The sequence below is a fragment of the uncultured Eudoraea sp. genome, assembly GCF_947260015.1.
Lineage (GTDB): Bacteria > Bacteroidota > Bacteroidia > Flavobacteriales > Flavobacteriaceae > Eudoraea.
On record NZ_CAMYOM010000001.1, the window covers coordinates 161,148 to 183,848 of the forward strand.

Here is a 22,701-nt window from a genome sequence, read left to right on the forward strand (position 1 = left end):
ATATAAATTTGAGTAGTGTTTAAGGGTCGACCTCTTTTAACAAACATTTAACCGGATAAGAATAATCCTTCGTCTAATTTTACAAAATATTGAAAGTAATGAGACTCAACTTCACATATATAGTGTTAGCTTTTTTGTTTTTGGTAGTAGTGATACCTGAAGTAAATGCCCAATACGGTTATAATAATCGAACTAACAATAGGTATTCCAGCACGAGAAGTCAAATACCTCGTGTAGGGCAATACGATCGCGAACCAGAGAATCTTACGGCCGAAGAAATTGTGGAAAGAATAATGCCTAAAATTACGGAAGCCATAGAACTAAATGATTTTGAACAAGCGGTTGTTACCTCCATCCTTACAAAGTATGTGCAACAGAGCATTGAACTTCAAATTTTAGAGTTACCGGCAAATAAAACTAAAGAAGCGGGTGAAAAAATACGAGAAAATCAAAAGGAAGAATTGAAAGCAGGTCTCCCTGAAGATAAATTCAACCAATTGATGGAATTCCAAAAGGAAGGGTATAATAAAATGAAAAAGAAAAAAAAGAAGAAGAATAAGAATAAGATTAAGAAAGCTGAGAATTAATGAGAATACTCTTAGCTATAATCTGTTTATTTGTCCATTTAACTTTACATTCCCAAAGACCAGCTCCAATTAATATTACAGGAACTGTTATCGATTCTGATACAGGTGAACCCCTTGAATATGCTACCCTGATTTTACAGTCAGTACGCAATCCAGAGCGAGTTACAGGTGGGGTAACTGATGTTAATGGCCAGTTTAATGTGGAGACTTTTTACGGACAATACAATGTAAGAGTAGAATATATTTCTTATAAAACATATGAACTCAAAACACAAAACTTTAGGGCATCAACTGATCTGGGGACAATAGAATTGCAAATAGATGCCCAGCAATTGGAAGAAGTAGAAATTATTGCGGAAAAGACCACATTAGAACTTCGTCTTGACAAAAAAATATACAATGTAGGCCAGGATCTTACGGTAAGAGGCGGAACTGTGACAGATGTTTTAGACAATATCCCTTCTGTTACGGTAGATGTAGAGGGAAATATTAGTTTAAGAGGAAATGAAAGTGTTAGGATCCTGATTAATGGGAAACCTTCTGCCCTATCGGGAATTAATCCTGAAACCTTACAACAATTACCTGCAGAAACCATCGAAAAAGTAGAGGTTATTACGAATCCATCGGCGCGGTATGATGCGGAAGGAACAGGAGGTATCATTAATATAATACTCAAAAAAGGAAAAAATTCCGGGCTAAACGGGTCCTTGAATTTGTTTGCCGGATATCCGGATAACTATGGAGGTGCACTTAGCTTAAATCTAAGGCGGGAGAAATTTAACTTTTTTATTAATACGACTTATAGATATAGAAACGCTCCCGGTAATGCTTTGTTTGAGCAGGAAAATTTTAATCCTGATGGGACTACCGCAAGTTTTCAAAATGAAATACGTGATTACCAAAGACAAGGTGCAGGATTCAATAACAATTTTGGTTTTGAAATTTTTATTAACCCAACTACAAGTATTACGAATTCCTTTGTTTACAGGACTTCGAACGGTGAAGACACAGTGAATGTTGATTTTTTTAATTTTGATGCAAATGGAGATCCTACGGTACAAAGAAACAGGTTTACAACTGAGGCAGAAGATGAAAATGACATACAGTATTCGTTTAATTTTATGAAGAAATTCAATGACGAAGGACATGAATTAGTAATCGATTATCAATATTCAACTGGCTCCGAAATTGAAAATTCGATTATCAACGAAGTTGTATTTGGTGAAAATGTGGAACTTCCCACAGAACAGACTATCAATGATGAAGCACAAATAAACCAATTAATTCAAATGGAATATGTGCTTCCATTTAGCAAAGACAAGAAATCACAATTTGAATTAGGTTATAGAGGGTCCTTTAATACTTTTGATACAGATTTTAATTACGGAATACTGGAAGAAGGTAATTTAGTTAGTGATCCTAATTTCAGCAACCGACTTATTTATACAGAAAACGTAAATGCCGCCTACATTCAGTTAGGTAGAAGGTTTAAGAAATTCAATATTCTGGGAGGCTTGCGAATGGAGGCTTCTGATATAGGGATTGAATTGGTCACTACAAATGAAATAAATAATAAAAACTATGTAGACTGGTTTCCTTCCATTTTTATTGGCTATGATTTTTCTGAATTGGATAAGATAAATATTAGTTATAGCAGAAGATTGAGAAGGCCCCGTTCGCGTTTTATAAACCCTTTTCCTTCCAGATCAAGTAATACAAATTTGTTTCTGGGTAACCCGGATTTAAATCCAACTTATGCCAATGTATTTGATATAGAGTACCTAAGGGAATGGGAAAAGGTAACCTTAGCTGCTTCAGTCTATTACAATTATTCTACAGGTGTATTTCAATTTATAACTCTGGAGACTGGAGATTTTGTTGAAATTGAAAATCCTGAAGACCCTGCTAATCCTGTTCTTGTTCCGGTACAGGTTAGAACTCCCATAAATCTTGCTACAGACACTCGCTATGGAATGGAATTTACTGCCATCTACACACCTAAAAAAAATTGGCGTTTAACTTTAAATTTTAACGTGTTCGACCAAAAATTACGGGGAGATTATACTTATATCAATTCTCAGGACGAGGAAATAACTCAAAATTTTGATGCAGATAACCTGGCTTGGTTCAGCAGGTTTAGTGCCAAAATTCCCTTACCTGGAAAAATAGATTTTCAAGCCAATTTATTTTACAGGGGACCAACTGAAAATGCACAAAGCAAAAGAAAAGGTATTTTAAGTACTAATTTAGCTTTTAGTAAGGACATAATTAAAGACAAAGCCACACTTTCACTTAATGTGAGTGATCTTTTTAACAGTAGAAAAAGAAGAAGTGAAACCCGCACGGATAATGTATTTACCTATAGTGAATTCCAATGGCGGGAAAGACAAATTACGCTATCCTTTTTATATCGCTTCAATCAAAAAAAGAACCAAAGAAATGGGAACAGAAGAGGAAATGGTAATGGAGGTGATTTTGAATTTGAAGGATCTTAAAATCAAATACACCTAAAATAAAAAGAAGCCTGACGGCTTCTTTTTCTATTCGTTACGTTGGGCTCTTCTCGCTTCACGTTTTTCTTTCCATAATTCTAAAAGATTGCCACCCAGCCAATATGGAACGATAAATAATAATAATAACATCATTAACCAAAAACCTATGGTAATAACAGTCAGAAAGGCTAAAAGCCCCAAATATTGATCAAATTCGAACATACTCTTACTCTTTGGAACACAAAGATACTTTGAAAATGGTAATTTCAACAAATCAATGGCAAAAAAAATTTAGGTTACCCAAAATTTCAAACTACAACAATCAAAATATGCATTCGTATATTATCTTTGTTGATATAAAAACTACACAATTATGAGCTTCCGAATTGAAAAAGACACTATGGGCAAGGTAAAGGTCCCATCAGATAAATACTGGGGTGCGCAAACTGAGCGATCACGAAATAATTTTAAAATTGGTCCTCCGGCTTCTATGCCCCTGGATGTGATTATGGGATTTGCCTATTTAAAAAAAGCCGCGGCATACACAAATTGTGAATTAGGGGTATTACCAATAGAAAAAAGAGATCTTATTGCCCATGTTTGTGATGAAATACTCACAGGAGATCACAATGACCAATTTCCTCTTGTTATATGGCAAACAGGCTCGGGCACACAAAGCAATATGAATGTAAATGAGGTTATTGCAAATAGAGCACATGAATTGGCTGGTAAAGTGATTGGTGAAGGAGAGAAAACAATTCAACCAAATGATGACGTTAACAAATCGCAGTCATCAAATGATACTTTTCCCACCGGAATGCATATTGCTATTTATAAAAAAATTGTTGAAGTTACTATTCCCGGATTAAGACAATTACGCAATACCCTCAATGAAAAATCAACAGCATTTAATAATGTGGTTAAAATTGGTCGCACCCACTTAATGGATGCAACACCACTAACACTCGGACAGGAATTTTCGGGTTATGTTTCTCAAATAGATCATGGGATAAGGGCACTGGAAAATACCTTAGATCATTTGAGTGAACTGGCATTAGGGGGCACTGCAGTAGGTACCGGGTTAAATACGCCTAAAGGCTACGACGTTTTAGTAGCCAAATATATTTCAGAATTTACCGGTCTTAAGTTTAAAACCGCTCCAAATAAGTTTGAAGCCCTTGCAGCACATGATGCCCTGGTCGAAAGTCATGGTGCATTAAAACAACTAGCCGTTTCTCTGAATAAAATTGCAAATGATATTAGAATGATGGCATCCGGGCCACGATCCGGAATTGGTGAGATCATAATTCCCGCCAATGAACCCGGAAGTTCAATTATGCCCGGTAAAGTAAACCCAACGCAATGCGAAGCTCTTACCATGGTTTGTGCGCAGGTAATGGGCAATGATGTTGCCGTAACCATAGGAGGCACCCAGGGGCATTATGAGTTAAATGTTTTTAAACCCCTAATGGCCTCTAATGTTTTGCAGTCGGCACAACTTTTAGGAGATGCCGCAATTAGTTTTGATATAAATTGTGCGGTAGGTATAGAACCCAATCACGAAGTCATAAAAGAATTATTGAACAATTCATTAATGCTTGTAACAGCATTAAATACAAAAATTGGATATTACAAAGCCGCAGAAATAGCAAATACAGCACATAAAAATGGGACAACCCTTAAGGAAGAAGCTGTTAACCTGGGGTATGTTACTGAAGAAGAATATGATAATTGGGTTAAACCTGAGGAGATGGTAGGTAGTCTAAAATAGAAATCTCTTCATCTCAACTTGCTTGATTGAAATTATAATTATCATTAGAAGAAAGATGGAGCAACTCTTGAGGATTTGCCTTCAACACCAGGTAGTTATATTGAGTATAGAATTATTTCAATAAAAAAAGGGCCAACCTTAGATTGACCCTTTTTTTATTAATGGATAGTGTTTATTACTTCAATGCGAACTTAGATGTTCCTAGTAATTTAAGTTTGTCGTCATATACATTTACCATGTAATTTCCTTTTTGGAAATCACCAGATGGTTTGTTTATAAAATCACATACATCCAAATCATTATTTTCGTAGTAGAAATCGGTTTCCTTGCTATAAGATACAGAGGCACCGTCCTCACTAGATTTAGACATTCCTCCTCCTATAACATTACCTTGAGGATCTAAAACCTCAACAAGGAATTGTCTATCTCCTGCTTCGGCTATTACGTTATCAGCAACAGTAAAACAGATTTTAAATTTGTCTGTACTTTTTGCTCTGGATGTAGATACCAATTTACCGTTATTACGCTCTCTTACAGCATCGACAGTAAAAGAAGATAAATTTAAAGCGGAACCTCTTTCAACAGCATCGGCCAATTGAGTATTTTGTACTACCAATGAATCGTTGAATACTGTTTGTTTTTCCAATTCAACAAAAGTACTATCTCTTTGCATTGCAATAAACGTATTAGACTTAGTCAAAGAATCTACCTGACGTAGTAATTGCTCTCTTTCTTCCTTAAGAACATTAACCTGTCTTCTGTATCTTGAAAGGGAAGCGATATCAGCTTTCATAGTTTTAACAGAATCAATATACTTTGCAATTCTATCCCTTGCACCTACCAATTCTTCATTTGTAGCGTTGCTTTCCAGGATTGCTTTGTCATATTCAGACTTTAAGCTGTTTAAATCTTCCACTACAAGATCTTTTTCCTGAGTAAGAGCTACAGTGGTCTTTTTCTTATCCTGATAAAGACTAACAGTGTAAATAATAGTACCTAATAGGACTACAGCCAATAAACCAGCTATTACTTTTAATCCGTTGTTACTTTTTGTTTCAGTCATAATGTAAATGTTAATTAAGCTTTTTTACTTTTTAAAAGTATTTGTTTGTATAAGTCTATATACGGTATAGATTTGTTTTTAGATTTTTCTTTTAAAAAAATAATTAAATAATTTTAACATGTACAACCTAATATAGACTTTAGTTAACTCAAAATTAGAATTCTAATAATGTCTTTGAAAATCATTCCTTTTAGACCGGGCCTTGCCAAATACTTCAGAGATCTGAATTTATCCTGGTTGGAGAAACACTTTTATGTTGAACCTAAAGATGCTGAACTACTGGAAAATTGCAAAAGCAGCATCATTGACAAAGGTGGATATATTTTTTTTGCAGAAATAGACTCGGAAATTGTAGGCTGTTATTCAATGATTAAGTTAAAGGACTCCATATATGAACTTGGTAAAATGGCTGTTGACCAGTCTTATCAAGGGCAAAAAATTGGACAGAAACTTATGGTGCATGGAATTGCTTTTGCTAAAAGTCAAAATTGGAAAGAATTACTTCTGTATTCAAATACTATCCTGGAACCTGCCATTTATATCTATAAAAAGTTTGGCTTTCGGGAAGTAGTCATGGAAAAGGATATACCCTATGCAAGAAGCAATATAAAAATGAAGCTTGTTTTATATTAATCAAATATTAGATATCTTTAATTTAAACACAACTATCTTGACTTAAATCCATTCTATGAAGAACTTCATAATTCCAATTATTTTTATTTGCAGTTTATTTATAACCGGATGTAAAGAAAAGTCAAAAACAGCACCCAATCTTGATTCAAAACCTGGATATGGTGAGCAAGTACTGCTGCCGCCTGAAGCTCAATCTGAAATTAAAATAATTCCCATAGCTCACGCAACTGCCGTACTGGAGTGGAAAGATGTAACCATTTATGTTGACCCTGTTGGGGGAGCTGAGGTTTTTAAAACCCAAAAGCAACCCGATTTAATTCTCATCACAGACGTGCATGGAGATCATTTTAGCGTGGAAACACTTGAGGGACTAAATACTTCCAATGCAAAGATTATGGTTCCGCAGGCTGTAGCAGATAAAATCCCATCAAAGTTTACACCTCAGATAGATGTTTTAAATAATGGGGATTCAAAAGAACGATTTGGTATTACCGTTGAAGCCATTCCTATGTATAATTTGAGGGAAGAAGCTAAGGCATTTCACCAAAAAGGAAGGGGAAATGGCTATATTTTGAATCTGGACAGTCAACGTCTTTATTTCTCCGGTGATACCGAAGACATTCCTGAAATGCGCGCATTAAAAAAAATAGACAAAGCATTTATTTGCATGAACATGCCTTATACTATGAATGAAGAAAACGCTGCAGATGCCGTGCTTGAATTTAAACCACAAGAAGTTTATCCTTATCATTACCGGGGCAGGCCGGATGTGAGTGATGTAAATAAATTTAAAGAATTAGTAAATAAAGGCAATACAGAAATCCGTGTGATACTGCTGGACTGGTACCCTCATGATGATTTTTAAGAAAGGACGATAAAAAACAGTAAAGTTTTACCGGATTAACTTCTTGTATTTTATTCTTTTAGGCATAATATCTGCACCTAAACGTTTCTTTTTATTTTCTTCGTACTCTGTGAAAGAACCTTCGAAGAAATATACTTGTGAATCCCCTTCAAAGGAGAGAATATGCGTGCAAACACGATCCAGAAACCAGCGATCGTGCGAAATTACAACGGCACAACCAGCGAAATTTTCTAAACCTTCCTCTAATGCACGTAAGGTGTTTACATCAAGGTCATTTGTAGGCTCATCCAATAATAAAACATTGCCTTCTTCCTTTAGAGTCATTGCAAGATGTAATCGATTCCGCTCACCTCCTGAGAGCATATTTACTTTTTTATTCTGCTCGCTTCCGGAAAAATTAAACCGGCTTAAATATGCCCTGGAATTAACCTGTCTACCCCCCATCATAACCAATTCCTGACTATCACTAAAGTTTTCCCAGATGGACTTATCTTTCTGAATATTTGAATGACTTTGATCTACATAAGCTATTTTGGCCGTCTCGCCGACAATAAATTCACCTTTGTCCGGAGCTATCTCACCCATGATCATTTTAAAAATGGTAGTTTTACCAGCCCCATTAGGTCCTATTACTCCAACTATACCGGCCTGTGGCAATTTAAAATTTAAATCTTCGTAAAGTAATTTATCACCAAAAGCCTTGCTTACATTTTCAGCTTCAATTACATTGGTCCCCAAGCGAGGGCCATTTGGAATATAGATCTCTAACTTTTCATCAAGTTGTTTTTGATCCTGACTTAATAATTTGTCATAATTCTTGAGTCTTGCTTTTTGCTTAGCCTGCCTGCCCTTGGCACCCTGACGTACCCAATCTAATTCCCGTTCAAGTGTTTTCTGACGTTTAGAAGCCTGTTTACTTTCTTGTGCAAGACGCTTGGATTTTTGATCAAGCCAGCTACTGTAATTTCCCTTCCATGGAATACCTTCTCCCTTATCTAACTCCAGAATCCAGCCTGCAACATTATCCAGGAAATAACGGTCATGAGTTACTGCAATTACTGTTCCTTTATATTGTGCCAGATGGTGTTCCAACCAATGAACAGATTCCGCATCCAGGTGGTTGGTTGGCTCATCGAGCAATAATATTTCGGGTTCCTGCAAAAGTAACCTGCACAAAGCCACCCGCCTTCTCTCACCACCGGAGAGCACCGCAATTTTCATATCTGCTTCAGGAGTCCGGAGAGCATCCATAGCAATCTCAAGTTTGGTGTCGAGTTCCCAGGCATTAGAAGCATCTATTTTATCCTGCAAACCCGCTTGCTTGTCCATTAGTTTCTGCATTTTATCCGCATCTTCATAAACTTCAGGCAACCCAAACATATCATTAATCTTGTTGTATTCATCCAGGATGGCAACAGTTTCCGCGACGCCCTCCTTAACTATTTCCAATACTGTCTTATTTTCATCAAGTAATGGTTCTTGCTCCAAATAGCCAACCTTATAACCTGGTGAGAACACTACGTCTCCTTGATAATTCTTGTCTACACCAGCTATTATTCTAAGTAAGGTGGACTTACCCGAACCATTAAGACCGAGTATTCCTATTTTGGCCCCATAAAAGAAGCTTAAATAAATATTTTTAAGAACGGGAGTATTGGCATTCTTATAGGTTTTGGTAACCCCGGACATAGAGAAAATCACCTTCTTATCGTCAGACATAAATTTAATGTGTTTTTTGAATAATAATAAATCAAGAAGTCATAAAACCTGTTGATAAAGAAATATATGGGATATAAAAGGGCTCAGACCCTCCCTTTTAATGCATTAAACACCCAGGCTATGGCAAAGAAACCAATGCCTACGGACGCAAACCCCCATCCGGCCACATCGTCGTAACGAAATGCGCCTAGGGCAATAAGTCCGAAGCCGACAAAAATCATTATAAAAGTAGCCCAGGCTAGGACCGTATTCTTGTTCATTCCCATGTTAGTTAGTTTAGTTGGACCTCAAATATCGGAAATTTTATAACAATTTTTCAAAGTAAATGCTTAAACTTTTATTGTTCAAAGGGAAAGACAACCCCCGTTTGTTTCCTAATATCGTCCATAATTGTAATTAAATCATAGGTATGTTTCAAAGACCATAAGTCACTTTCTATCTTACCTTTTCTTAAACATTGCTGAACTTCTTCTATTTCATACTCATAGCCTTTTCCTCTAGTGGCTAATTGAACTTTTTCTAATTTATCATTTTTTTCAACAGAATACTCCTGTGTTTCGTGCCATCTGGGGGTTAAATACACAGTTCCCTCAGAACCGGAAATCTCTGCCTTCATTTCTGAATTAGAGGTTAGTCCGCTATACAATATGGCCTGTGCATTTGGATATTCAAATATCATAGAGGTTTGGATATCTACCCCGGTTTTATATATTTTAGAAGAGGCCAGAATTTTTTCAGGAAATCCTAAAATAAGATATGCCAAAAAAATAGGATAAATCCCAATATCCAATAGGGATCCCCCGGCCAATGCCGGATTTAGAAGCCTGCCTTTTTCATCCCTGTCAAGAGCATAAAAGGCAAAATCCGCATTTAAGTAACCTATGTCGCCGATTATACCCCCGTCTATCAATTCTTTTACCTTCCTTATTGAAGGGTTAAACCTGCTCCAAAGGGCTTCCATCAAAAAAACCTTATTTTTTCTGGCGGAAGCAATCATACTTTCAACCTCTCCACTATTTATTCCCATAGGTTTTTCGCAAAGTACATTTCGCCCTGCATTCATGGCCATGATACTCAACTCGGCATGAGAAGTATGTGGTGTGGCAATGTAAACTACATCTACCTCTGAACAATTAAATAACTCCTGATAACTCCCAAATGCATATTTGGCATTATTTAATTCACCAAATCGGTTGGCTTTTTGAATATCTCTTGAGGCAACTGCGGTGAGTTCCCCATCAGCTAGTAATTTTAAATCATCCGCAAATTTTTGAGCTATATTGCCTAATCCCACTATTCCCCAACGAATTTTCTCTTTCATATCTTACTGTTGAATTTTGTTAAAGTTAATCAATATTACTCCTTATCTTTAACCCTGTTAAAGAAATTGAATATAGAGTATGGATATCAACTTCAATAAGAACGAAGATCGAAATAAATTACTTCTATCTGAGCTGAAGAAAAGGCTTGCCAAGGTAAAATTAGGTGGTGGTCAAAGCCGCATTGAAAAGCAGCATGAATTAGGAAAAATGTCTGCAAGAGAGCGTATAGATTACTTATTGGATGACAAAAGTAATTCGATAGAAATTGGCGCATTTGCGGGAGATAATATGTACGAGGAACACGGTGGATGCCCCTCTGGAGGAGTTGTAGTGAAAATAGGTTTTGTTAAGAGTAAACAATGTATTGTTGTTGCAAATGATGCTACAGTAAAAGCAGGTGCCTGGTTCCCGATTACGGCTAAAAAGAATCTTAGAGCTCAGGAAATTGCTATAGAAAACCGAATTCCAATTATTTATTTGGTAGACAGTGCAGGGGTTTATCTCCCTATGCAGGATGAAATTTTTCCCGACAAAGAGCATTTTGGCCGCATTTTCAGAAACAACGCGACAATGAGCAGTATGGGTATTGTACAAATCGCCGCTATTATGGGGAGTTGTGTAGCAGGAGGGGCTTATTTACCTATTATGAGTGATGAAGCTCTGATTGTGAATAAAACCGGTAGTATATTTTTAGCTGGCAGCTATCTGGTTAAAGCAGCTATAGGAGAGGATATTGATAATGAAACTCTCGGAGGAGCTGTAACGCATTGTGAAATAAGCGGGGTAACTGATTATAAGGCAGAGGATGATAAAGATGCCCTTAATACTATCAAAAACCTGATTGATAAGATAGGGATTCCCAATACAGCCGGATTTAATAGAATTAAATCAATAAAACCTGCAGAAAAACAGGAAGACATCTATGGTGTTTTACCTGGATCCAGGACAGAACAATACGATATGCTCGAAATAATTAAACGTCTTGTAGACAACTCGGAGTTTCAGCAATATAAAGAAGGGTTTGGGAAAACAATCCTGACAGGTTATGCGCGTATAGACGGATGGGCTGTAGGTATTGTGGCAAATCAACGAAAAGTAGTGAAAACCAATAAAGGTGAAATGCGATTTGGAGGTGTTATTTATTCAGATTCTGCAGATAAGGCCACAAGATTTATTGCAAATTGTAATCAGAAAAAAATACCTCTCGTTTTCCTTCAGGATGTGACAGGGTTTATGGTGGGTAGCAAAAGTGAACACGGGGGTATAATAAAGGACGGGGCCAAAATGGTAAATGCAGTTAGTAATTCCGTTGTCCCTAAATTTACCGTGATTATTGGTAATAGTTATGGAGCCGGAAATTATGCCATGTGTGGAAAAGCCTATGATCCAAGGCTTATTGTCGCCTGGCCAAGCGCCGAACTTGCAGTAATGAGCGGGAATTCTGCGGCAAAAGTATTGCTACAGATAGAAAAGGCCTCTTTAAAAAAGAAAGGAGAAAAAATAACTCCTGAAAAAGAAGCCGAACTTTTTGACGAAATCAAGGAAAGATATGATAGACAAATATCCCCATATTACGCGGCAGCTCATTTATGGACCGATGCTATCATAGATCCACTGGATACGCGTAAATGGATTTCCATGGGTATAGAGGCTGCCAACCAGGCGCCTATTGAAAAAGCATTTAATATGGGGGTTTTACAAGTTTAGTTACCTAAATGTTTAGTTACTCTGGGTATCAGTAATAACTCTGTTTGTCGGCCATTTACATAGCGAAATCCATCTTCTCCATAAAAGCCTGCTTCCTCTAACATGATCCTAATATCTCTATTCCATTCCGGAATATTAATTGTAGTATTCAATTCAATAGCATAAACTGTATTAGGGTTAAGGGGATAATTCTCACCGTCGTCTTTCATAACACCTCCCTGGGAATCCCACATCCCTATAGTAGTACCAGCGGAATGACCATAGGATCCTAATGGATGGGTATAAATGGCAGGTTTAAGTCCGGCTTCTTTGGCCTGATTTAAGGCGATTTTTAATATTTCATTCCCAGTACGCCCTCTTATAATATTTTTTGTAAGATAGTCCTGCACACTGTTCCCATCTTTCAAACCATCTTTTAAAAATATAGGTTCTTCTGTTTCTCCGGGTTTTAAAACATAGGCCAATTCCTGGCAATCCGTATTTAGTCTTAAATAAGTAATCCCAAAATCGCAGTGTAACAGATCTCCCGGTAAAATCACCATTTGGTCTGGTCTTCCTGAAAAAGAATAAAGATGCCCCACCAATTCCTCATTTGTTCGTTGTACATCTACTGTTGGATGGAACCAGGTCTCCAGACCCAGATCTGTAACCTTTTGCCTCATCCACCACTCTACTTCAGTAGTTGTTGTTATTCCGGGGGTAATCACTTTTTCGGAAAATGCTTCTTCAATAATATCATGTGTTATGGAGACCAATTGATTGTATATTACCATTTCCCGTTCCGTTCTTGTCTCAATCCATCTAACAGCAAGTTGTTCGGCAGAAACTATTCGTGAAGCGTATTTTTTTGGTATATTTTGCAAGAATTCCTCATAGTCCGTTTTGTCCAATCCATCGGCTATGTTATGATCTTTTGAAAAATTCAGGCCAATTTTTTTTGGATTCCTTTCTTCTATCAATTGAACTAATCTTTGCCATTGATCAGGTTCTTTTGCCTTGTCCCATGCCGATGAGATATTTTTTCCCACATTATATCGGGCTACGGCCAGCTTTTCGATTGTGTTCTTTGTTTTATCTCTATAAAACAATAAAATGGTTCTCCTCCTGGCATTCAGCCATGTGGAGGGTAGCATAGTTCTTAATACCGGATCTTCATTGTATTCCCGTGAAATAAGAATCCACATGTCCAAATCTGACTTGTCCATAAGTTTCGGTAGCAGTACATCAAATCGCTCATTTAAAATTTCATCAATTACTTGAGAACGTTCTTCTTCAGATAAAATTTGCTGACAAAATAACTGATAACTAAGTGAAAATAATAGGAGCGTTAGGAGACTTTTCATAAAATGCGTAGACTTCATTAATTTATAATTTGTTTTATTTTTAAAATACGTTATGAATATACTAATCATTTATATTCTATAGTAAAACACTGTTGCCCTTAGTATTACTAAAATTTGGATTCTCAAACTTTTTAATGATATCAGCTTTTTATTAAAGACAAACTTTTGTCCCTTATAATCTTTCCATTCGCTGTGTTTTTAAAAGCTGAGACGTAAAATATTTCTTTTGGTAATTCAAATTTCTCCAAATCAGCTTTGGAAATTATTTCCTGAAGTCCGTCTATTTTTTCACCTTCAACAACTAAAATTAACTTCTTTCCCAACTGTGAGTCTGGCAAAGCACTAACAAAAAATCTTGACGGGATAAACGAAGTCAGCTTTTGTTCAATTTGCTCAGGAATTAGTTTGATACCTCCCGAATTAATAACGTTATCAAATCGTCCCAGCCAAAGGAATTCCTTTTCCGAGATCAATTCTACAATATCATTAGTAATTACAGGGTTATCGCTAATATTTGGTGCGTTTATTACCAGACATTTTCTGTCGTCCTGGGAAATAGCTATATCCGGTAATATTTTAAATGCTTTATGATCTGACCCGGCATCATATTGACTCAATGGCCTGACAGCAACATGGGTAACGGTCTCAGTCATACCATAAGTTTCAAAAATCTTTGTCTTGCTATCGGCAATCAATTTCATTAATTGGCTAGAAACAGGAGCTCCCCCAACTATGACTGTCTGAAACTGATTTAATTTATTTATTGAAGATTCCAATTGAAGAGGTACCATAGCGCCAAATTTATAGAACTTGTTTACGCCATCTAAAGGTCTTGAAGTGGGAGCAACAAAATCTAGCTCTAAACCCAGAATCATTGCCCTAACGACCATCATCTTGCCTGCGATGTATCCTGTAGATAGACATAATAAAACCCTGTCACCGGCTTCTAGCCCGAAATATTCGCCAGTAACCTTGGCAGAGTTTACCATATGTCTTTTTTTTAGTGCTATCCCCATAGGAGTACCTGTAGAACCTGATGTCCGTATTGTGAGCTCAGGATCGGGTGACAACCAATCTAATAGAAAGTCTCCTATTTCCTTTTCAAAATCTTCTCCTTCCTTAATTAAACTATAAGCTACCTCTTTTAACTCCTCATTAGAATAGCCATGACCATTAAGTTTAAATTGTTCGTGTATTTTAACCGCCATCTAATTAAATTTTAAGTGTATCATGTAAATCTCCGGGGGGTAAAACTTTTCCGGTTAGGCGTTCCTTCCAATTGGTCCACCCGTACTTTTTGGATAAAATAAGAAGCATAATAGGATAAACAATAAAAACAGGGGCAAAAACCTCCAAACCAATTTCAGGTTCAGAAATATCCCTATATACAGAATTAGTTTGGAAAGCGGTCCAATCTGCAGAAACTAAAAGTGCGGCCGTTAAATTATTTGCGGCATGAAAACCCAGGGCCAATTCTAAACCTTCATCCATAAGGGTAAGAATACCTAAAAACAGTCCGGTCCCAATATAAAAAACCATTACACCATATCCTATTTTAGCCACTTCCGGATTAAATATATGTAACAATCCAAAAATTAGAGAGGTACCAAGTAGTGGTGCCCATCTATTTTTAGCGGCAATACCCAGTCCTTGCATTAAATAACCTCGAATAAAATACTCTTCAAAACTGGTTTGAACAGGAATAAAAATAATAGCGATAAAAAGTAATACTAAAAATGGACCTGGCCGAAAATTATACAAATAGTCATCTGGATATAAAAAGATATCCAACCCTATGAATATCACTGAAATTACAGCCCAGAGGACAAATGTAAAAGCTACCCTTTTCCAATCTATTTTTTTTCTGGATGTAGTTAAGGAAAGGAAGCTTTGTTGATGTAAAAACTTTACAGTAAAATAAAGGGTCAGAAATCCTATAACAAATGTCAACAGCATAAGAAAAAGAAACAGATTAGAACCCAATAAATTGGAAATACCGGGTATGTCTGTTGGGAAATCTCTTGACTCCATTGCCTTCACAAATAGAGCTAAAACCAAGGGTACCGAGCCAATAAATTGCCAACCCATGAAAATAATTAATACTCCCACGGCATACCTCCATAGTTCATGCAAACCTTTATAACCTTGTTCTATATACATAACTTGTTTATTATATTCTGTTCCCAGTTCAAATTGTTGTTGTAGTTTAATTTTCCTTTTTGTATTTCGAGTGGGCTATCAAAATTATTAGTAAATAAAGTCCCGGTACCTAATCCCTGGGTCATTTTGTTATTTAGAATATACGTCCACTGCGCAATGGCGTTAAGGCCAATATTACTTTCCAATGCGCTGGTAACCCACCAGCCTATGCCCAATTTTGTGGCTATATCAATCCATTCCTTGCAGGCCTTAAACCCGCCCAAAAGGCTTGGTTTTAAAATTATATAGTGTGGCATAATGGTTTGTAGCATAGTTTCCTTTTCCGTTACAGTATGATGGCCAATTAATTCCTCATCAAGAGCTATTGGCAGTGGTGAACTTTCACATAGATGCTTCATTTCCATGGAAAATCCTTGTTGAATAGGCTGTTCAATAGAATGTATATCGCAGGCTGCTAATTTAATGAGTTTATTCAAGGCCTCATCCACTTTAAATGCCCCATTGGCATCTACCCGAAGTTCTATTTCTTCTTTGCCATACTTCTTTCTCAGTGAAGTCAATAGCGATAATTCCTTATTAAAATCAATTGCCCCTATTTTAATTTTAACACAACTGAATCCCAAACGTATTTTTTCAGTTATTTGATCTTGCATGAATTCTTCATCACCCATCCAAATCAAGCCATTAATATCAATGGCTGCTTTAGATTTGGTAAATGCAGAAGGAAAAAGCACAAAGGGGTTTTCAGATGCCAGAGAAGTGAAAGCCTGTTCCACTCCAAACCTGATGCTTGGATATTCCTTTAAATCTTCTAAAAGTCTTTCTTTACCCAAATGAATATGTGCGCAGGTCCAGGAAATTTTGTCTTCATATTCAGGTACATCATCAATACTCAGGCCTCTGAACAATCCGCATTCTCCAATGCCGGATTTTCCTTTATCCTTCAGAACTAAAAACCAGGTTTCTTTTTGCTTCAGTATGCCCCTCGACGTACCACTTGGTCTTTTAAAGTTCAAATTGTATTTCTTGTAAAAAGCGTCCATATGAATTGGTGCTAAATTTAACAATATTTTCAATCTAAAAATTAGAGAATGGAAGGAAATACAAATAAAATAATATGGTTAACCAGAGCGAAGTATGCCCCGGAGATATTTGCCAGAAAAATGATCCGGGCAATAGAACAATAAATACATAAAGTTTAGATTGGAGGTAAATAATTTAAAGCTATTTATCTCAAGATTCTATCCAAAGCTATTACATAAAATAGAACTGAAAAGCCAGTTCAGATAATTAAATTGTAATTGCCTCCCCTATTGGCAACAGATGCAATTTTTTACCTGCTTTCGTAAATTCTTTCTGAGCCTTCTTGTGGTCGATTTCTATATAACCAAAAGTATCATAATGATATCCCAACACCGTATCACAAGAAACAAAATCTGCAGCCAAAACTGCATCTTCAATACCCATTGTGAAATTATCTCCTATGGGCAAAATCGCCAGGTCTAATTGATGGGTTAAAGGAATTAATTTCATGTCTGCCGTCAAAGCCGTATCTCCGGCAATGTAGAGTTGCTTGCCTCCAGAGGAGATAACAAAGCCACCAGGCTGTCCGCCATATGAACCGTCGGGAAAGGAAGAAGTATGTATGGCATTCACATATTTTACTTTTCCAAAGTCAAAATTCCAGCTTCCGCCATGATTCATTGGATGTACCTTGAATCCTTTTGCCTGATAATGCATTGCAATCTCATAATTACTAACAATTACCGAATCAGATCTTTTAGCAATGGCTTCTACATCCAGGATATGGTCCTGATGAGCATGTGTAACAAGGATATAATCTGGATTCAAATCTTCTATATCAACCTTTCCGGCTGCTTTCTCGTTTGCTGAAATGAACGGATCGACTAAAATCTTGAATTGGCCGACCTCCACTAATAAGGATGCGTGCCCTAAAAAAGTAATTTTCATGATGTAACAATTAGAAGTTCAAATTTATTTAAAATTGAACCAAAAACGAACACCATCTGTATTTTTATCAATATTTAATGTAGATTGTAATTGATTTACCAAGCGCTTCATTAAACGAATCCCCATAGATGAATTGGCCCTTTCTTCAGATTCTTCATCGAGTCCTATACCATTATCAGTATATTCAAAAAATCCCTGGTCGCCATTTTTTCTAAGGTGGATATATATTTTACCATTTTCATCATCCTCGGGAAATGCATATTTAAAAGAATTGGATACCAGCTCATTTAGTATTAATCCAAAGGGTATGGCCCTGTCAATGTCCAATTCAACCCCTTCAGCATCAATAGTTATATTAATGCTATGTCCACCTTTTTTGAATACAGATTGTACACTATTTACCAAGCTTTCTATATAACCCTGCATTTCAATTACAGATAAGTCATCATTTTGATACAACTTCTGATGTATCAAAGCCATAGCCTTTACCCTGCTCTTACCTTCCTCAAGAGCTTCAATAGCCGCTTTACTTCGCGTATTTTTGGTTTGTAAACTCAGAAGGCTCGATACCATTTGCAGGTTATTTTTAACGCGATGATGGATTTCTTTAAGTAAAGAATCTTTTTCCACCAGAGAAGTTTCAATTATATGCTTCTGTTGAGCAATCAGACGTTGATTCTTAATACTTTTTAAATAAGCATAAACTAATCCTGCAAAACCCAAAAGTGTAAAAATCAAAGAAATAAAAACCAGGTTTATTTGCTCATCCTTAGCCTGCATTTCATTTCGTGCACGTTCCATTTCCAGCTTTTGTGCATCTATCATTCGCTTCGAATTCTCAATTTCATATTTTGCAACTGTAGAAAGTTGCTGTTTTTTAAGTGAGGAGTCATTGATATTAATAGAATCGGCAATCCTTACATTTTTCTTCAAGTAAATACTTGCATTTTTATAATCCTCAATCTTGTCGTAATATGCAGCCAGTAATCTATTATTCTTAATAATATGTTCTATCTTAATGGGATTGAGAGGTTCATTTAAAATATCCTTTGCTTTTTGAAAATTTTCTAGTTGCAGGTGACAATCTGCAAGAGCCAAACTATTTTCAATCACATCTTCAGAATACTGACCGATATTATTTTCCTTTATTAAACCTATACTGTTTTCCAAATAGGGTAATGCCTCTTCAAATTGTTTTAGTTGCAAATAAGACTTTCCAATATTACCTTCAATAATGCCTTTTAATAATTTGGCATCCTGTAATTCTTTCTCCGTCTTCACCTGGGTGACATCATTTAAATATACGTCTATATAACCCTTAGCTTTTTTAAAATTACTTAACGCAACCGAGGAAGATTTGTCCAGAAGTAAATACCGACCTACATTATTATTGTATTCTGAAAGACCGTAGAGATCACTGTTATCAATAGTCTTTTTCATATCCATGATGTAATCTTCCATGGCTTTTCTATGCAAACCCAGATTGGAATAAATATCATAAAATGTGATATTCTCGGAGAAACCTAAATCTCTTTTCTCCTGTCTGATCTCAACCTGCTTTCCATACAGTTGTAATTGGGAATAGTTATTATCTATTAGATCTAACATAAACCTCTTTGTCTTCAGATCGAGTTTATCTTTCACTAAATACAGGTCATTAGCTATAGCCACACTTTTATCGTAGTCTCCCAAATCATAATAAATTTGAGATTGCATGAGCTTATAGTCATTTATGGCCGCAGAATCTCCAGACTTCTCTGCGGAGTTTAGATAAAGTTTAACCTCATCCAACCAATCATAGGCGGAGTTTTCATTATATCGGTGTAGTGTATTGAAAAAATAATCAAACCTATCCCCAACACTTCGCTTATCCTTGAATACATCCAATGCATTTTCATCCAAGGTATCTAAAACCTGCGCTCCGACACTTTGAACTAAAGAAAGAAAAAATATTATTAAAATTTTACCCAGCGATTTTGCCATAACATGCTAAGGGATATTTGCTAATTACTATTTTGATCTGATTATAATTATTAAGTTAAATACCGTAAAAACAATTTAAACTTACTATTAATTAGCCTAGTGTTTAAATTTTTGTTGTAAAGTAGAATGAAACTGTTGTCTACAAGGGCTCTTAGCAAAACTTAAGTCTCGTAACCGTAAATTCTCATCCATCCTTTTAATACCAAAACACCTTCAATTTTCCGTATGTAATTCTACTAATCATCCCAACAAAATACCTGGATAAACTAAAAAAGACTATACACAAAGCATAGCCTTTTAAACTGTGATATATAAATGATAAGATTTGGGGTGCTGTATTAGCGATTCAAATTTATTACCTTGAAACTTAGCATTCGGGATTTTGTTGTGTAAGTGCATATTTATGTTGTGAAATAGCATTTTACAGTCATTAATTGCATTTCAACCGATTTTTTAGCCTTTCATGGAGACTTAAATTCAGGTAGATTAGAAATCCGGTTCAATTCAAAATGGTTATAATCAAAAAGAGCCCTGCCAACTAAGACAAGACTCTTTTACGAGAACACTATATGAAAATGAAAAAAATTATTCGATTAATTACATAGCCAAAGTATTCCAATTCTTTAATAGGGAAAAATAAATGTTGTGAAGTAGTTGAAATGTGTTGTGATTGACCTTTTGAAGGGCATTAACAAGATATATAAGACTCTATTCCAATAAAATAAAACTTTTGAAAATTTTAACTCTATGAGTTCATGGCAGAAATAATAAACTCTTTAAAATCCTTCGAAATCGGGATCAGGGTATTATTTATCATAATATCCTTTGAGTTAATAGCATCTATATGATCTACGTTTACGATATAAGATTTATGCGCTCTGTAGAATTTATTTTTAGGTAATTTCCCTAAATAATCTTTTAAGGGAGATCTTACTAGAAATTTCTTGTCAATTGTATTCACTTCCAGGTAAACATTATCTGCCTTTATAAACTGAATATCTCCAAACTGAATACGATAATAAAGGTGCTGCTTTTTGACAAAAATAGAATCTTTGAGAACAGAATTGGATACTACTCTTTCTTCATCTTCTGGATGTTCCTGTCCTCCTTCTTTCGTTGAGTAATCAAAATTTGAAAGTGCAATCTCGATAGAAGTATATAGATCCTGTTGTTCAAATGGTTTTACCAGGTAACCATTAGGTTTAACTGTCTTAGCGTTCTCCACAGTAGCCCTATCTGAGTTGGACGTTACAAATATGAAGGGAATATTGTATTTCTCTCTTATATGCTTTCCTAAATCAATTCCCGTTTTGTCGGATGCTAAAATGATATCAATAAGCACCAGGTCTACATGATTATTTTTTAAAACCTCTTCAGCCTGTTCGTAAACAATAACATTGTCTACAATTTCATATCCTATTTCCTCCAACATCGATTGCATGTCGTCTGCAATAATCACGTTATCTTCTACAATAAGAATCTTTATAGCTTGTTCCAAAGTAAGTATGGTATTAGTGGGTTATGTCTATTCAAATTTACAAAAAATAATTATACTCTATATAAAACAAGAATCCCAACAGAAAAGTACTCAATGCCACTTTTTTTAATTCTGGATCAAAATTCCGAGGATTTTCTATTTTGCTTACTAGTCTTAAATGAATAAAAAGAGGTAAAAATGCGATCAGGCATATTCCACTTTTCCATGAATAGTAATGATTCGCTACAAAAGTTAACATACTAATGAATGCCAAAATGATCAAGGTGTAATGGTAAACTTTCCCTTTAGAAAGTCCTATTTTGACAATTACCGTATTCTTATTAGCATTTTTATCCGATCTTATATCTCTTAAGTTGTTCAAATTAAGTACTGCTGTACTTAGAAATCCTATAGAAGCGGCAGGAAGTAAGGCCATAGATGTTAAAAACTTTGTATACAAAAACATAGAACCCAGAACACTCAACAGTCCAAAAAATGAGAAAACAAAAAGGTCACCAAATCCTTTATAACCATATGCATTGCTCCCAACTGTATATTTAATGGCGGCCCAAATACTGGCCATTCCAAGTATTACAAATAAAACCACATACTTTAAATGTTCTTCTTCAAAAGCAAAGTACAAAAGCAAGAAGACCAGGAATAAATCTATAACAACAGATATACGAATACCTGTGTTTAACTCCTTTTTAGACAGTTGGCCACTTTGATAAGCTCGCTTAGGTCCTATTCTATCTTCATTGTCTGTGCCTTTTACTCCATCTCCATAATCATTTGCAAAATTCGATGTTACCTGAAAAGCCACTGTAGTTAACAAAGCAAGAATAAAAATATGTAAATCCCAATAACCGTAAATATTGGCCAAAGCTGTACCTACTAATATGCCTGACAATGATAAGGGAAGAGTTCTTAAGCGGGCTGCATTTAGCCAAGCTCTAAATTTGATCACTAATAAGGATCTTCAATTTTTATTCGTTTTCCATCCTGATAAGAAGCCACGAATGCATCATCGAAACCCATTTTGACCAATTGATATCTGAATGACCTGGCTTCTTCCAATGTTTCAAAATTCCCCAGGGAATAAGAATAAAAAGGGTTGGTTTTGACGAACATGGTATTTGTTAATGATTCTGAGGACAGGGTAAGATTATTATCAACAAAGGATTTTACCTGAACAGAATATATCTTTTCTTTTTCTAAAAACATCTTAGCCAGATAAAATTCTTTTACCAAACTCAGCTCTTCATTCTGTTGCTGAAGATTATCTATTCTGGTTTTTACAGCGTCCAAACTATCAATTGAAACCAATAAATTTTGATTGTCATAGGTATTAGAACTGCTAAGCCCACTGATATATGAAGTAAATGCAATAGTTCCAATTAAAAAAATTGTAGTTACACCGGCAAGAATATTTCTTTGAACCTTACTCCTTTTTAATTCTTTATTTTTATATTTTATTTGATCTAACAAGCGTTCATTAATAATCTGTGCTTTGTCAATGTCTTTATGTAATTCTAATAAATCGCTTTCTTCAATAAATGGCATTTGATATTTAATTTAGGGGGTCAACGGTTAAATTTAAGTAAAAAG

General features: G+C 35.7%; 20 protein-coding genes. 6 read left to right on the forward strand and 14 right to left on the reverse strand.

The features are described from left to right. Positions 1 to 98 precede the first annotated feature (98 nt). Together Q0X66_RS00745 and Q0X66_RS00750 are read left to right on the forward strand one after the other, a co-directional pair. Positions 99 to 587 carry a hypothetical protein gene (locus tag Q0X66_RS00745; protein WP_297702560.1) on the forward strand — a complete coding sequence of 163 codons (489 nt, stop codon included), beginning with the start codon at positions 99 to 101 and terminating at the stop codon, positions 585 to 587. Then, positions 587 to 3,082, forward strand: a complete 2,496-nt coding sequence (locus tag Q0X66_RS00750; protein WP_297702561.1) for an outer membrane beta-barrel protein — start codon at positions 587 to 589, stop codon at positions 3,080 to 3,082. The genes Q0X66_RS00745 and Q0X66_RS00750 overlap by 1 nt, the downstream gene beginning before the upstream one ends. 45 nt (positions 3,083 to 3,127) lie before the next feature. On the opposite strand, the gene Q0X66_RS00755 is transcribed toward Q0X66_RS00750, so the two are convergent. After that, positions 3,128 to 3,301 (reverse strand): hypothetical protein, encoded by a 174-nt coding sequence (locus Q0X66_RS00755; RefSeq protein WP_297702562.1) that lies wholly within the window; start codon positions 3,299 to 3,301, stop codon positions 3,128 to 3,130. A 151-nt stretch (positions 3,302 to 3,452) separates the two neighbouring features. On the opposite strand from Q0X66_RS00755, the gene fumC reads away from it, so the two are divergent. Further along, a complete protein-coding gene (gene fumC, locus Q0X66_RS00760) occupies positions 3,453 to 4,850 on the forward strand; it encodes a class II fumarate hydratase (protein ID WP_297702563.1) in 1,398 nt (465 codons plus the stop codon). Positions 4,851 to 5,025: 175 nt separating this feature from the next. Here fumC and Q0X66_RS00765 read toward each other — a convergent pair whose 3' ends face one another. Continuing rightward, positions 5,026 to 5,913, reverse strand: coding sequence for a hypothetical protein (locus Q0X66_RS00765; RefSeq protein WP_297702564.1), 888 nt, complete (start codon positions 5,911 to 5,913; stop codon positions 5,026 to 5,028). 168 nt (positions 5,914 to 6,081) lie between these two features. On the opposite strand from Q0X66_RS00765, the gene Q0X66_RS00770 reads away from it, so the two are divergent. Both Q0X66_RS00770 and Q0X66_RS00775 read left to right on the forward strand, forming a co-directional pair. Then, a complete protein-coding gene (locus Q0X66_RS00770) occupies positions 6,082 to 6,546 on the forward strand; it encodes a GNAT family N-acetyltransferase (RefSeq protein WP_297702565.1) in 465 nt (154 codons plus the stop codon). 55 nt (positions 6,547 to 6,601) lie between these two features. Then, positions 6,602 to 7,411 carry an MBL fold metallo-hydrolase gene (locus tag Q0X66_RS00775; RefSeq protein ID WP_297702566.1) on the forward strand — a complete coding sequence of 270 codons (810 nt, stop codon included), beginning with the start codon at positions 6,602 to 6,604 and terminating at the stop codon, positions 7,409 to 7,411. A 27-nt stretch (positions 7,412 to 7,438) separates the two neighbouring features. On the opposite strand, the gene ettA is transcribed toward Q0X66_RS00775, so the two are convergent. The 3 genes from ettA to Q0X66_RS00790 all read right to left on the reverse strand — a co-directional run bounded on the left by ettA (position 7,439) and on the right by Q0X66_RS00790 (position 10,451). Next, positions 7,439 to 9,130 (reverse strand): energy-dependent translational throttle protein EttA, encoded by a 1,692-nt coding sequence (gene ettA, locus Q0X66_RS00780; protein ID WP_297702567.1) that lies wholly within the window; start codon positions 9,128 to 9,130, stop codon positions 7,439 to 7,441. Between the two features lie 83 nt (positions 9,131 to 9,213). Continuing rightward, the gene (locus Q0X66_RS00785; protein WP_297702568.1) at positions 9,214 to 9,396 is read right to left on the reverse strand and encodes a CAL67264 family membrane protein; all 183 of its coding nucleotides are present in this window, start codon (positions 9,394 to 9,396) and stop codon (positions 9,214 to 9,216) included. A gap of 71 nt (positions 9,397 to 9,467) precedes the next feature. After that, positions 9,468 to 10,451 (reverse strand): Gfo/Idh/MocA family oxidoreductase, encoded by a 984-nt coding sequence (locus tag Q0X66_RS00790; protein ID WP_297702569.1) that lies wholly within the window; start codon positions 10,449 to 10,451, stop codon positions 9,468 to 9,470. 79 nt (positions 10,452 to 10,530) lie between these two features. On the opposite strand from Q0X66_RS00790, the gene Q0X66_RS00795 reads away from it, so the two are divergent. Continuing rightward, positions 10,531 to 12,159 carry a carboxyl transferase domain-containing protein gene (locus tag Q0X66_RS00795; protein WP_297702570.1) on the forward strand — a complete coding sequence of 543 codons (1,629 nt, stop codon included), beginning with the start codon at positions 10,531 to 10,533 and terminating at the stop codon, positions 12,157 to 12,159. On the opposite strand, the gene Q0X66_RS00800 is transcribed toward Q0X66_RS00795, so the two are convergent. From Q0X66_RS00800 to Q0X66_RS00840, 9 genes are all read right to left on the reverse strand, one after another. Continuing rightward, on the reverse strand, positions 12,156 to 13,502 hold the full coding sequence (locus Q0X66_RS00800; RefSeq protein ID WP_297702680.1) for a M24 family metallopeptidase: 1,347 nt from the start codon (positions 13,500 to 13,502) through the stop codon (positions 12,156 to 12,158). The genes Q0X66_RS00795 and Q0X66_RS00800 overlap by 4 nt on opposite strands. Positions 13,503 to 13,642: 140 nt before the next feature. Next, positions 13,643 to 14,710 (reverse strand): AMP-binding protein, encoded by a 1,068-nt coding sequence (locus Q0X66_RS00805; RefSeq protein WP_297702571.1) that lies wholly within the window; start codon positions 14,708 to 14,710, stop codon positions 13,643 to 13,645. Positions 14,711 to 14,714: 4 nt separating this feature from the next. Beyond that, positions 14,715 to 15,662: a CPBP family intramembrane glutamic endopeptidase gene (locus Q0X66_RS00810; protein ID WP_297702572.1), complete on the reverse strand. Its 948-nt coding sequence runs from the start codon at positions 15,660 to 15,662 to the stop codon at positions 14,715 to 14,717. After that, entirely contained in the window at positions 15,653 to 16,705 is a 1,053-nt protein-coding gene (locus Q0X66_RS00815; RefSeq protein WP_297702681.1) for an o-succinylbenzoate synthase, read from the reverse strand. The genes Q0X66_RS00810 and Q0X66_RS00815 overlap by 10 nt, the downstream gene beginning before the upstream one ends. A 247-nt stretch (positions 16,706 to 16,952) precedes the next feature. After that, positions 16,953 to 17,633 carry a metal-dependent hydrolase gene (locus tag Q0X66_RS00820; RefSeq protein WP_297702573.1) on the reverse strand — a complete coding sequence of 227 codons (681 nt, stop codon included), beginning with the start codon at positions 17,631 to 17,633 and terminating at the stop codon, positions 16,953 to 16,955. 24 nt (positions 17,634 to 17,657) lie between these two features. Continuing rightward, on the reverse strand, positions 17,658 to 19,616 hold the full coding sequence (locus Q0X66_RS00825) for a histidine kinase dimerization/phosphoacceptor domain -containing protein (RefSeq protein ID WP_297702574.1): 1,959 nt from the start codon (positions 19,614 to 19,616) through the stop codon (positions 17,658 to 17,660). A gap of 745 nt (positions 19,617 to 20,361) precedes the next feature. Continuing rightward, positions 20,362 to 21,114 carry a response regulator gene (locus Q0X66_RS00830; protein ID WP_297702575.1) on the reverse strand — a complete coding sequence of 251 codons (753 nt, stop codon included), beginning with the start codon at positions 21,112 to 21,114 and terminating at the stop codon, positions 20,362 to 20,364. Positions 21,115 to 21,151: 37 nt separating this feature from the next. Beyond that, on the reverse strand, positions 21,152 to 22,060 hold the full coding sequence (gene menA, locus Q0X66_RS00835; RefSeq protein WP_297702576.1) for a 1,4-dihydroxy-2-naphthoate octaprenyltransferase: 909 nt from the start codon (positions 22,058 to 22,060) through the stop codon (positions 21,152 to 21,154). Next, positions 22,060 to 22,656 carry an SPOR domain-containing protein gene (locus tag Q0X66_RS00840; protein ID WP_297702577.1) on the reverse strand — a complete coding sequence of 199 codons (597 nt, stop codon included), beginning with the start codon at positions 22,654 to 22,656 and terminating at the stop codon, positions 22,060 to 22,062. The genes menA and Q0X66_RS00840 overlap by 1 nt, the downstream gene beginning before the upstream one ends. Positions 22,657 to 22,701: the final 45 nt, after the last annotated feature.